Genomic DNA, 11,530 nt, shown 5'->3' on the forward strand with positions numbered 1-11,530 from the left:
ATACTGCCCAATACAAACTAATTTAGATTAGAATACTGATTCTTCTAGAAGTTGTTCGCGTTCCTCTTCTATTGCAATAGAATTATCATGATTTTTAAATAAATCTCTGATTTTTGTTTCTATTTCATTTGCAATTTCTTTGTTTGCCTTGAGGTAACTTTTTACATTTTCTCTTCCTTGGCCAAGACGCGTATTGTTATATGAATAATAAGCACCTGCCTTTTCAAGCACACCAAGCTTTGCTCCTATATCTATTATTTCTCCAAATTTTGATATGCCTTCATTGTACATTATATCGAATTTTGCTTCTCTAAATGGAGGAGCAACTTTATTTTTTACAACTTTAACTCTCGTTTCATTACCCGTAATATTCTCCTTATCCTTTATCGCACCAACTTTTCTTATATCAAGTCTTATAGAAGTATAGAATTTTAACGCATTCCCACCAGTGGTAGTTTCAGGATTTCCATATACTACTCCTATTTTCATACGAATTTGGTTAATAAATATCAATATACAGTTTGCTTTTGAAACTGCAGAGGTGAGCTTTCGTAGCCCATGACTTAGAAGTCTTGCTTGTAGTCCCATGTGCTGGTCGCCCATATCTCCTTCAATTTCAGCTCTTGGAGTTAGTGCTGCAACAGAGTCAATAACTATTACATCAACTGCACCAGAACATACTAAATACTCAACGATATGTAACGCTTGTTCCCCAGTGTCTGGTTGTGAAATCACTAAATCATCGGTGTTTACTCCAAGTTTACGAGCATATATAACATCCAGTGCGTGCTCCGCATCGATAAATGCACATAAACCTCCTTTTTTCTGTGCTTCAGCAATTACATGCAAAGCAAGGGTAGTTTTACCAGAACTCTCAGGGACAAATATCTCAATTATACGTCCTTTTGGCAATCCCCCAACACCCAGAGCTGAATCAAGTGCAATCGACCCTGTAGATATCGTGTCTATTTTTTCTACAGGGTTTTGCTTTAGCTTCATTATTGCACCTTTACCGAATGCTTTTTCAATTTGACTTATTGCATTATCTAGTGCTTTTTGCTTATCATTATTTCTTTCTTCTGGATTATGTGCCATGGATCATTTATTAACTTGTATAGTCTCCATGGTAATTGAACGCAACCAATCTGCCAAGGGTTTTTTAATAACGAAGAACGTTAGTTACCTAAAATTAGATAGATAGACTTTGTAGTGCGATACAAAATAACGATAGAATACAATGGTAGTGGTCTCTCTGGCTGGCAAAAGCAACAACACTCTGCTAACTCAATTCAGGAAACCATAGAAAACGCTATATTTAATTTCAGTGGCGAGAGAGTCTCTTTGCATTGTGGTGGCAGAACTGACACAGGGGTTCATGCTTTAGGGCAAGTTGCTCATTTCAATATGGAAAGGCAATTTGAGCTTTACAGAATAAGAAATGGAATAAACTATCACTTAAAAGCGATTCCTATAGTTGTGCTTAGTGCAGAAGCTGTAGATGATGCATTTCATGCACGATTTTCAGCAAAAAAAAGATATTATGAATATAGAATAATTAATCGCTACGCTCCTGCAGCTCTGGAAATCGGTTATGTGTGGCAAGTATTTAACCCACTTGACGTAAACATCATGCGTGAAGCTGCTAGACACCTGCTTGGAAAACATAATCTTTCAAGCTTCCGCTCAAAAGATTGTCAAGCTACAAATCCGGTCAGAACAATCGATGATATTGATATAGTACAAAATGGAAGTCACATATACATCAAAATATCTGCGATTTCCTTTTTGCATAACCAAGTGAGGATTATTGTTGGCACTTTAGTTGAATTTGGAAAAAATAGAACTAATCCACAAGAAATGTTAAATATATTAAGTCAATGCAAAAGAAACGCCGCTGGGGTCACTGCTCCGCCTCACGGCTTATACTTAGTAAAGATAGATTACTAGCTTAAGTCCTCATTGGCATCACTATGTATAGTGCACTTGGATCATCTTCATCAGTGATAATTGTAGCGCTATTACCATCTGATAAGCTAAATTTACACTTGTTTTCTATACAGGATAAAACATCAAGCAAATAACGAGAATTAAATCCTACTTCCATAAGAGCTCCATCGTAATCCACTTCTATAGACTCAGTTGCATCACTACACTCTTGAGAGTTTGAATGCAGAGTTAATAAATTCTTTTGCAATGAAAATTTAATGGATTTTATTTTATCGGACACAACAACAGAAACCCGATCTATAACGCTAGCAAGCTTACTACTCTCAACAATCATTTGTTTATCTTGAGACGTTGGAATGACAGCTTTGTAATCTGGAAAAGTCCCATCTATCAATTTTGATATTAGAATATACTCACCACATGTAAATTTGATTTTTCTATCTGAAAGTTTTATATTAATCTCATTACAATCACACAATACTTTCAATAATTCCATGATAGTTTTACGTGGAATGATCACCCCAAATTCGCCGTTGATATCTTCAGGTTTAGGCCTTTTTATACATGATAAACGGTGGCCATCAGTTGCAACGCAGTACAGAAATTGCTCATCTGTATGCAGATATATCCCGTTTAAATTATACCTTGTATCATCCAGCGACACAGCAAACTTCGTTTTAGTCAATAAGTCTACCAAATCTGCACTTAGTAGAGTGAAATCGTATTGATGATCACCTTCTTCCAGAACAGGGAAGTTATTTGAAACTACGTTCGGTAAAGAAAAATTTGCATTTCCACAGGATATCAATAATTTTCCTTGATTATTCATTTCGAAATAGACATCCAAATTAGTTGGCAATTTCTTCACTATGTCATGTAAAGTATGTGCTGAGATTTTCACTTCTCCTTCTGCTGATACATTTGCAGTAAGTGAGGCAAATATTGAAATGTCAAGATCGGTAGCCTTTAGTTTTATGCTGCCATGTTGTGCTTTGATATTTATACACGCTAAAACGTCTATCGCGTTGCGCCTTTCAACCACCCCGCTCACTCTGGATAGTGTATTTAAAAGACTTGCTCGGCCAACGCTAAAACGCATTTGCTCACATACAACTTGCTCTTTACCTGCAACCTCTAACATACTAATTCTCAAAAGTATATTTTAAATGATATCCACATTCTATGTAAAGTGCTATTTATCTTTTTATCTGAGAGATAAAAACAGCCTATCTTATACTTTAGTAATCAATAATTTACTTTGTATGGCATAAGTCGTGCATTTTTTGGTAAGCTTTTTGAAACCCAAGCAAGGAATAAGTATCATCAACATTTGCTGTTTTTACTTTTCCATTAACTACCATTGATAACCCCTGCTTCATTTTTAGAATCAAATCTTGGTCCATTTTTGTATCATCTGTCCACGCAAGACTTCCCTGTATTATTGGCAATTGATATTTAATTTTTTTATCGATATTGAGAACTACAGGCTCATTATTATACTGAAAGCCAGAAGTGACGCTCACCTCATCTGCTTTTTTATCAACGTAACTGACCATTACATACGGCTTGCGATCGGCTGTATAATGTTCACTTTTTTTCTTAGGATGAGATACAATATAACACACTTTTTCACCATCTTCCAATGCAGTATACACAAACCAGTCTTTATATTTTTCGCTTAGTTGTACATTACTAACCGATGCAAGAGTGTCTATTGAAAGAAATATTAGAAATACGAAAAGACTACGCATGTAAACCGAATTTCAAACTCTCTGATTTTATATGTTGTTTTACCTTACTCATCGCTTGCTCAGCCAGCTGTCTTATTCTTTCTCTTGAAACACAATATTTTTTGCTAAGCTCATCCAAAGTCTGAGTATTCTCAGACAAATATCTGCTAATGAAAATGTCTCTTGATCTTTCATTAAGACTTGCTAATGCGTTGCTTAAGATTGTTTCTTTTAATGCCTTTTCTTCATGATTCTGGTAAGCTAATTCTTGATTGACTAAATTACACGGAATCATATCTTGTAACTCCTTTTTAGAGTCTTCACCTATTTTTATACAATTATTTAACGACTGATCCTTACAAGCCAGACGATAGCTCATCTGTACAACATCTTTTTCAGATACAGAAAGCTCATTTGATATTGCTTTTATTTCTTCTTTACTCAAAGTTTCTCTGTTTGTGTATTGTAAAATTCTTTTTTTTATTTTACGTAAACTAAAAAACAATCTCCTTTGTGCTTGCGTTGTACCTATTTTTACAAGTGACCAAGATTTTAATATAAAGTCTTTCATTGAAGCTTCAATCCACCATACTGCATAAGTTGAAAAACGAAATCCCAAGTCAGGATTGAACTTTTTCACTGCATGCATTAAACCCATATTTCCTTCCATGACCAGGTCCATCAACAATAGACCGTAATTCTTAAATTTCATTGCAATTTTTACTACCAAATTCAAATGGCTAGTAATCAACCTGTGAGCAGAAGAAATATCCTGGTATTCTTGCCAATTTTTTGCTAATCGCACTTCCTCTTCTTGGGAAAGCATAGGAAATTTTCGCACTTCAGCAATATATTGCATGAGATTAGTGCTACTATTAACACATAAATTTGCTACTGGGGTCAACATAATAACTTAAATTAAAACTCTATACATATAATATATTGATTTTCAGTGAAAAATTCAAGCTTTAATTAAAAAAGCACAATTTTACATCTAATTGAGATCTTAGTAGCAATACACTTCAGTATCAGCTACCTGATTAACATTGCTAGCGTGTAACGATAAACGCTATAGTTTAAATAAACAATGTGTCATTCCAGTGTTCAAACACTGGAATATTCACATGTTTTTTTCTAAATCCCAGCACCACAAGCTGGGACAACAAGAAAAAACTGATACAAAACAATAAGAGTAGACTAGAAATTAAATGCTACTCCAGCTTCTGCACCAACAGTGCTGTAAAGAACTGTATGTCCTCCTTTGTCTTCCCCACCAGTGCTTTTATCGAAATTAGCACCATAAGAACCGAAATAACGAGCTCCAGCATAAAGTTTGACTTCTGGAGTTACATCATAACTGACACCAGCTTTTACTTGACCAGCAAAACCAAATTTACTTTTTTGATCATTCACAGCGGTTTTTAGAGGAGTGCTAATATACGCTGCACCAGCACCAATACCAACATATGGAGTTATAGGCATATCTTCCATTACTATATCGTAATAAACATTAACTAGCCCCGAAATTGCTGTTAAATTTTCTGCAATAGCATCTGTTGGCGTAAGTGTTGCACCATCAACATTATTTTTGCGTAGTTGTGAATAAATTCCTTCAACATCAACTCTGATGTCATCCATTTTATAACCAAATGCACCACTACCAGCTATAAAAGATGCTTTAAAAGGACTGTAAGCATCACTGCCTTTTTTATAGTCAATACCATCAATTTTTGTACAAAGAGGTAAAATTTCACCGTTGTATTGCAAACGAACGTAGTAGCTAGTTTCTTCATCACTTATTGGACCAATAGGATCTGATGAAAAAGCAGAGTTTGACAAGCTTAGCAACGTCACTAAAGCAGCTGCTGAAAAAAAATTTTTATAATGCATAATTGCCCTCGTTAAAAAAATTAAAATTCCACTCTAGCAGTCTAAATAACAACTAAAGTTAAGTCAAGTGCTATCTTAATAACACAAAATATTCTATATCTTAACTTCTTTTCAGAAGAATACAAATGCTTTATTAATAAATAAACGGAATTATATGATTTTTTTCGCTCTTGGCCTTCACTTCACTAGTCTTTTTATTTTTTTTTACCACTATGACTTGCTTCACGTCCATACAGTAATACAAACATGCTAAATCAAGAAATAGTAATATTAGAAATAATAAAAGAAAAATGCTTGGTTATTACATCAAGGGAAACTTCAGTAGTAAATTTAAAAAGGAAGTTTAAATCCAGGTGGTAACCCCATCATACCTGCAAGATCAGAGGTTGCATTTGCCATATCTTCTTCTGCTTTTTTAATTGCATCATTAAACGCTGCGGTCACTAAATCTTCTACTATGTCTTTTTCTTCATTTCTAATAAGCTCTAAGTCTATGTTTACCTTTTTAGCTTTATAGCTACCTATTTTTATAACTTCCACTAATATAGAAACTTTGCCACCACCAGAAATACCTTCAAACTTTTTTCCAATATACTTTTCTTGAGCTTCCGCAAGCTTTTTTTGCATTTCTTGCGCTTGCTTCATTATTTGACTGAAATCCACAACTTACTCCTTATTCTCTACATTAACCACCTTTGCACCTTTAAACGTATTTAATACATCCTTAACTGCAGGTGCATAATTTAAATTGCTCACTTCTCTATTCATATAACTCATATCAACTATAATAACCCACTCCTGATTAGTAGCTTGATTTAAGTAATTTTTCAAATCATTACAAAAATTACTATTCAAGTTAGATACAGCTTTTAATTTTAAATACCCAAGTTTACAATCTATTAACTGTAGATTACTACACAGTTGTTTGTAAAGATAAATTTGGTTACCCTGCCTTAATAATTGCAAAACCTTGTCAAAATCATAATTTTGTTGCTGTTTATTTCCTATATTATGCGTATTTCCCTGCTGTATACTCTGCGAAAGAACTTTCTTGATCACCTGTTCCGGAGAAGGTAAATTAGAAAGATAACAAAGGCTAATTAAAATCATTTCAGCAGCAACCTCATTGCATGTTGAAACCTTTATATCTTGAATACCCTTAAGCAACACCTTCCACAATCTCGAAAAAAATATTAAAGATTTCTTTGCACTCAAATCTTTTACTCTGCTCTTCTCACATTCTGTATCAATCTCTTTTGTAATTAAAAAACGGCATATTAACTGGATTGTTTGCAGTAGATCTTCAAAAATATTGAGTGGATCTGCTGTCTTTATCGCGTTGTCAAATACTGACAACGCCTTCTGTAAATCACTGTCTAATACTGCTTCCAGTAGATCAAATATAACGTTTCTATCTACTAGACCAAGTATGTCTGTAACACTTTGAGTGGATATTGTACCATCTTTGCTATATAGCACTGCTTGATTCATCAAAAATAAAGCGTTACGCATTGAATTGCTACAGTGGTGCGCAATTAATTCCGATGCTTCTTTTTCAATAAAATAATTTTCTTTTTGTGCAATATCATTTAAACGCTCCATTATCTTAGCTGAAGGAATGTTATGTAAATCAAACCTTTGACAACGTGCAATAACAGTTATTGGTATCTTTTTTATTTCTGTAGTTGCTAGAATAAACTTTACGCTAGATGGTGGTTCTTCTAGAGTTTTAAGTAATGCATTAAATGCATTACTGGATAACATGTGTACTTCATCTATAATGTAAACTTTAAACTTAGAACTTATTGGTAAATAGCAAATATCTCCCAAGATCGCTCTAACATCCTCAACACTAGTGTGACTTGCCGCATCGATTTCAACTACATCTGGATGGCTTGAATTTTTTATTGCCAGACAACTTGTACATGATCCACAAGGTTCAAAAGTTGGCCCCAATGAGCAGTTCAAACATAAAGCTATTATTCTTGCAGTGGTGGTTTTACCAATTCCACTGCTACCAGAAAGCAGTATAGATTGTGGAATTTTGTTGAGAGTAAAAGCATTTTCTAGTATACGCACCAATATATCTTGACCTACTAAATCTTTAAAGCTACTAGGACGATATTTTAATGCTATGTTCATAGCCTAGAATAAAACAAATAGTACAAATAGGTATGCAACCCAAAAAGATTCTGATATGGTTGCTTCATTTCTGACCTGACCAAGTTACAGAATTTTTGCCTGCATACCTTATAAAAGGTTATACTTTTTTTTTTTTTTAGCAAGGTATATTCTATATTAGTCTTATAATTTATATGTTAGACCTTTTGCGACATTACTTTGGAGTAAACAGCTGTTACCTAAAATACTCTTCTTCTGTCATCCCAGTGCCCAGACACTGGGATCCAGAAAACTTAATTTTAAATGAATACATTAGGCTGTTGTATAATAAGAACTGGATTCAAGTGTCAATCACTGAAATGACACCCTTCCGGTGGGGATTGCTCTCAAACTACAATGTTCGTACAGTTGTGCTGGGATCCAAGTATAAAAATATTTGGAAATTATACAATGGACAATGGATTCTAGGAGTATATGTTAAAAGTAATGTCCGTAATGAAATAAGCTGGATTCCAATGTCACGTACTGGAATGACAACATATAGGTATTGGAATAACAAAAGAGGAATATTATGATTTTATATCATTTTCCTCTTTGTCCGTTTTCACGAAAAGTTAGAGCTCTTCTCAAGGAAAAAAAGCTGAGTTGTGATTTGGTATATGAAAATCCATGGGAAAAGCGGAATGAATTCATGGAGATCAATCCAATCGGACAAGTACCAGTATTAATAGATAATAACTTTGTAATAGCGGATAGTAATGCCATTTGTGAATATATAGAAGAGACTTACAATAGCGACGTCAAATTACTTGGTTCATCCACTATTATTAAGTCTAAAATACGCGCTTTAATCAATTGGTTCGATAGCAAATTTTACAATGAAGTTACTAAGTATATTATGAATGAAAAAGTAATTACTAACCGCAGCCCTGACTCTAGATTTCTTCATGCAGCTCAGCATAACCTGCCTTGCCATATGGAATACATCGAACACTTAATTAACCAGAACGTTTGGCTTGCAACCGATAAGTTCACTTTAGCCGATATTACTTTAGCATCACATATTTCTATAATAGACTACGTAAATAGTTTCCCATGGGAAAAAAGTAAGATTTTAAAAGAATGGTACTCCATTGTTAAATCAAGGCCTTGTTTTCGCGAAATATTATTAGAGAGAGTTTTTGGCTTAACTCCCCCTAGACATTACGCTGACCTTGATTTTTAACTTGCGTTAGTTTTAAAGCTACAGTCATTCCTTCGTCAGTAGGAATCAATATGGAGAAATATCTTTTTTCATCTGACAATCTATCATTAAACTCTCTCATAGCATGCCATGACTTTTCTGATACTTCTTTTGGAGGAGATTTTAAAAATACTGTATCAAATAATAGAGTGTTATCTGCAACGATTAGCCCATCTTGTTTAATGTATGACTCTGCCCAATCTAAATACTTAGGATAACTACTTTTGTCAGCATCGATGAATATCATGTCAAATGGTGCCTTTGCTGATAATTCATTAATTTTTTCCAGTGCATCACCTTCTATTAGAGTAATTTTATCACTTAGATTAAAAGCACTAAAATTTTTTTTTGCTATTCTTGAGTGTTGAGGATTATTTTCTATTGTATATATATGACCATCTTTCGGTAAAGCTTTTACCATACAAATTGACGAATAACCATATAACGTGCCAATTTCAACTATGCTTTTAACTTTATGGATTTTGATAAATAAATTTAATAATTTTCCTTCTTCAGGAGTGATTTGAATACGTTGTTTCTTATCAAGAGTACAATGTTCTTCTATTTTTTTATACTCTTTTGCAAATAAGCTTCTTATGTACAACGATTTTCTGCTAAAGTTATGACGCATTAAGTTTTATAATATAAACTAAGGAGGTTTAATCTATATAAGATTTATAAAGATAACAATAGAGTTAAGAATAATAAAATTTTTTATTTTAAGTTGTTATTTTATAAAGTAAAATTTTAAGTGACAAAGATTATTATATATTTTACTATGGTTAACTAGTATAACAATCAATTGTTATACTAGAATTAAGGGATCGTTTATTTACATCTCTCTTAAAATGTAATTTTTATAATCAATTAGAGGGGTTATATGTCTTATAACATTGCTAACGAAGTTGAAACGTTAAGCAAGAAATCTAATAATAATGAAGGAGTGAAATTACTGCACAATCCAGCTTATCGCGAGAAGTACAAAGAACGCTTTAACGAAGCTCAGAAAAAAGTTATGGATATGGTCCAATTTTATGATGGAACGATAGTATTAATAGAGAATAAAATTGCTATGTATTATTATGCTTGGCACAGTAAAAAAAGAGAGTTTGAGCGTAAAAAGCAACAAACAGTATCAAAAAATACTGTTTCAGCATAGGGTTTTTATATGGTAAGCTAAAGTGTTATTACTTCACTATAGCTTTTCCATATAACTCATCTATTACATTAGTGAAGTATTCCAGCTCTCTATATCCTTCATGTTTGATTTTACCATTCTCTACGTATGATTTGTCATCGTTAAGCTTGATGATGAATACAGGAGTAGCTGTGATATCAAGCTTATTAATTGCAAGTGATTTATCATTTATAATTTTGTCCATCATCTTTTTATCATTAATGCATTGGTTAAATACATCTTGCTTCAAATTGCTTAGTGCAGCAATTTTTTGTAGTATAGTTAAATCACTAAAATTAGAGTAGTTCCACGATTCTATTGCATTAAACACAGCTTTGTTAAAATTAAAATAGTCTTCTTCTTTTTCATAACAATAACTTAGCATTGCAGCTTTTAATCCTCTGTAATCTAGAGGAAAATGACGGAATATGTATAACATCTTACCTGTATCTATGTACTTCTCTTTGATTTTAGGAAAAACTTTCTTATGAAAAAGAGAACAGTGATAACAAGTGAGCGAGGCGTATTCTATCATTAAAATTGGTGCTTTTCGACCTCCTAATAATTTATCATCAGGCAATAGCGACAGTAGTTCTTTTGGTGTTATTTCATCAGTTTTTTGAGTGTTGGGTAAGTTTTGTTCAATAGCTGCATAAGAACTAACACTTATAAAAATTAGTAAAAACAATAATCTAAAGATCATTACAATAGAAACACTTAACTTATTAAAAAAATAATGCATTTATATGAATAATGTCAAGATAACTTTTTCTCGGGAACGCTTTCTACTCTATCTTTGAATGCAGCAATTATTCTGCTTTGTGTGTATTTATACACTGAGTTTAATAAAGTGGAAAACAAGTTGGATTTAAATTCAAACTCTATATAGAACTCTACCATAGTTTTACTTTCGTTCATAGAAGTGAATTTCCACTCGTTGTATAAATGTTTAAATATTCCATTTGACGACACAGCTTTTATCCAACCTTCATTTATTCCATTTGGAGCAAGGGAGGTCACTTCTGATGTGTAACTTCCTTTAATACCATGAAAAGCTGCGAGGAGATCCACAGTCATTTGGCTATCAGTTTTTTCTTTTATATGAACAGCTTTGCACCAAGGAACAAAATCAGGATACTTCTCAACGTCAATTACAACTTGAAACACCCTATGAGATGAACAGAAAAAGACACCTTGTTCTTTATATTGGTGTAACATAAACCTGAATAATGGAAAAGGGATCCGTATCTACCGTCAGTCTTAGTAGATTCCTGAGACCTAAAGTTAAGGTGGGCATCACGTACTAATTTCAATGAAATTAACAGAGGCAATTCCCTTGATCAGAAATTATCGCTCGGGAAATTTAACTTAACTCATAACGCATAGCACAGAACCCTAAATTAATTATAGATTATTTATATA

At 33.2% G+C, this 11,530-nt stretch carries 13 protein-coding genes and 2 other RNA genes; 3 read left to right on the top strand and 12 right to left on the bottom strand.

Annotation, left to right across the window (positions count from 1 at the left end):
* Nucleotides 1–27: 27 nt before the first annotated feature.
* Nucleotides 28–1,095: a recombinase RecA gene (gene recA / locus ABWU52_RS00265; protein ID WP_353276949.1), complete on the bottom strand. Its 1,068-nt coding sequence runs from the start codon at nt 1,093–1,095 to the stop codon at nt 28–30.
* 114 nt (nt 1,096–1,209) lie between these two features.
* Between recA and truA the strand changes: the two genes are divergently transcribed.
* The gene (gene truA / locus ABWU52_RS00270) at nt 1,210–1,947 is read left to right on the top strand and encodes a tRNA pseudouridine(38-40) synthase TruA (protein ID WP_353276951.1); all 738 of its coding nucleotides are present in this window, start codon (nt 1,210–1,212) and stop codon (nt 1,945–1,947) included.
* Nucleotide 1,948: 1 nt separating this feature from the next.
* On the opposite strand, the gene dnaN is transcribed toward truA, so the two are convergent.
* The 7 genes from dnaN to ffs form a co-directional block, all read right to left on the bottom strand.
* On the bottom strand, nt 1,949–3,088 hold the full coding sequence (gene dnaN, locus ABWU52_RS00275) for a DNA polymerase III subunit beta (protein WP_353276953.1): 1,140 nt from the start codon (nt 3,086–3,088) through the stop codon (nt 1,949–1,951).
* Nucleotides 3,089–3,200: 112 nt separating this feature from the next.
* Nucleotides 3,201–3,698: an invasion associated locus B family protein gene (locus ABWU52_RS00280; protein ID WP_019078627.1), complete on the bottom strand. Its 498-nt coding sequence runs from the start codon at nt 3,696–3,698 to the stop codon at nt 3,201–3,203.
* Entirely contained in the window at nt 3,691–4,584 is an 894-nt protein-coding gene (locus tag ABWU52_RS00285) for an RNA polymerase factor sigma-32 (RefSeq protein WP_353276955.1), read from the bottom strand. The genes ABWU52_RS00280 and ABWU52_RS00285 overlap by 8 nt, the downstream gene beginning before the upstream one ends.
* Before the next feature lie 290 nt (nt 4,585–4,874).
* Nucleotides 4,875–5,567 (bottom strand): acyloxyacyl hydrolase, encoded by a 693-nt coding sequence (locus ABWU52_RS00290; RefSeq protein ID WP_353276957.1) that lies wholly within the window; start codon nt 5,565–5,567, stop codon nt 4,875–4,877.
* 330 nt (nt 5,568–5,897) lie between these two features.
* Entirely contained in the window at nt 5,898–6,212 is a 315-nt protein-coding gene (locus tag ABWU52_RS00295; protein ID WP_353277767.1) for a YbaB/EbfC family nucleoid-associated protein, read from the bottom strand.
* Between the two features lie 21 nt (nt 6,213–6,233).
* Nucleotides 6,234–7,709, bottom strand: coding sequence for a DNA polymerase III subunit gamma/tau (dnaX, locus tag ABWU52_RS00300; protein WP_353276959.1), 1,476 nt, complete (start codon nt 7,707–7,709; stop codon nt 6,234–6,236).
* A 16-nt stretch (nt 7,710–7,725) separates the two neighbouring features.
* An RNA gene (gene ffs, locus ABWU52_RS00305) (signal recognition particle sRNA small type) lies at nt 7,726–7,824 on the bottom strand.
* A gap of 435 nt (nt 7,825–8,259) precedes the next feature.
* Between ffs and ABWU52_RS00315 the strand changes: the two genes are divergently transcribed.
* Entirely contained in the window at nt 8,260–8,913 is a 654-nt protein-coding gene (locus ABWU52_RS00315) for a glutathione S-transferase family protein (protein ID WP_353276962.1), read from the top strand.
* Here the strand turns inward: ABWU52_RS00315 and ABWU52_RS00320 are convergent.
* Nucleotides 8,885–9,562, bottom strand: a complete 678-nt coding sequence (locus tag ABWU52_RS00320; RefSeq protein WP_353276963.1) for an O-methyltransferase — start codon at nt 9,560–9,562, stop codon at nt 8,885–8,887. The genes ABWU52_RS00315 and ABWU52_RS00320 overlap by 29 nt on opposite strands.
* A 249-nt stretch (nt 9,563–9,811) precedes the next feature.
* Here ABWU52_RS00320 and ABWU52_RS00325 point away from each other — a divergent pair, with 249 nt between their 5' ends.
* Nucleotides 9,812–10,090 carry a DUF2671 domain-containing protein gene (locus ABWU52_RS00325; RefSeq protein ID WP_353276964.1) on the top strand — a complete coding sequence of 93 codons (279 nt, stop codon included), beginning with the start codon at nt 9,812–9,814 and terminating at the stop codon, nt 10,088–10,090.
* Between the two features lie 28 nt (nt 10,091–10,118).
* On the opposite strand, the gene ABWU52_RS00330 is transcribed toward ABWU52_RS00325, so the two are convergent.
* From ABWU52_RS00330 to ssrS, 3 genes are all read right to left on the bottom strand, one after another.
* On the bottom strand, nt 10,119–10,850 hold the full coding sequence (locus tag ABWU52_RS00330) for a thioredoxin domain-containing protein (RefSeq protein ID WP_353276966.1): 732 nt from the start codon (nt 10,848–10,850) through the stop codon (nt 10,119–10,121).
* Between the two features lie 14 nt (nt 10,851–10,864).
* Complete coding sequence (locus tag ABWU52_RS00335) at nt 10,865–11,326, bottom strand: type II toxin-antitoxin system RatA family toxin (RefSeq protein ID WP_353276967.1); 462 nt, start codon at nt 11,324–11,326, stop codon at nt 10,865–10,867.
* 17 nt (nt 11,327–11,343) lie between these two features.
* A non-coding RNA gene (gene ssrS / locus ABWU52_RS00340) (6S RNA) lies at nt 11,344–11,505 on the bottom strand.
* Between the last annotated feature and the right edge of the window lie 25 nt (nt 11,506–11,530).

Source organism: Wolbachia endosymbiont (group B) of Villa cingulata (assembly GCF_964028285.1).
Lineage (GTDB): Bacteria > Pseudomonadota > Alphaproteobacteria > Rickettsiales > Anaplasmataceae > Wolbachia.

Excerpts from the sequence above, each read along its gene's own strand:
- recA (WP_353276949.1), bottom strand. The coding sequence starts at position 1,095 with ATGGCACATAATCCAGAAGAAAGAAATAATGATAAGCAAAAAGCACTA.
- dnaN (WP_353276953.1), bottom strand. The coding sequence starts at position 3,088 with ATGTTAGAGGTTGCAGGTAAAGAGCAAGTTGTATGTGAGCAAATGCGT.
- ABWU52_RS00280 (WP_019078627.1), bottom strand. The coding sequence starts at position 3,698 with ATGCGTAGTCTTTTCGTATTTCTAATATTTCTTTCAATAGACACTCTT.
- ABWU52_RS00285 (WP_353276955.1), bottom strand. The coding sequence starts at position 4,584 with ATGTTGACCCCAGTAGCAAATTTATGTGTTAATAGTAGCACTAATCTC.
- ABWU52_RS00290 (WP_353276957.1), bottom strand. The coding sequence starts at position 5,567 with ATGCATTATAAAAATTTTTTTTCAGCAGCTGCTTTAGTGACGTTGCTA.
- ABWU52_RS00295 (WP_353277767.1), bottom strand. The coding sequence starts at position 6,212 with ATGAAGCAAGCGCAAGAAATGCAAAAAAAGCTTGCGGAAGCTCAAGAA.
- dnaX (WP_353276959.1), bottom strand. The coding sequence starts at position 7,709 with ATGAACATAGCATTAAAATATCGTCCTAGTAGCTTTAAAGATTTAGTA.
- ABWU52_RS00315 (WP_353276962.1), top strand. The coding sequence starts at position 8,260 with ATGATTTTATATCATTTTCCTCTTTGTCCGTTTTCACGAAAAGTTAGA.
- ABWU52_RS00320 (WP_353276963.1), bottom strand. The coding sequence starts at position 9,562 with ATGCGTCATAACTTTAGCAGAAAATCGTTGTACATAAGAAGCTTATTT.
- ABWU52_RS00325 (WP_353276964.1), top strand. The coding sequence starts at position 9,812 with ATGTCTTATAACATTGCTAACGAAGTTGAAACGTTAAGCAAGAAATCT.
- ABWU52_RS00330 (WP_353276966.1), bottom strand. The coding sequence starts at position 10,850 with ATGCATTATTTTTTTAATAAGTTAAGTGTTTCTATTGTAATGATCTTT.
- ABWU52_RS00335 (WP_353276967.1), bottom strand. The coding sequence starts at position 11,326 with ATGTTACACCAATATAAAGAACAAGGTGTCTTTTTCTGTTCATCTCAT.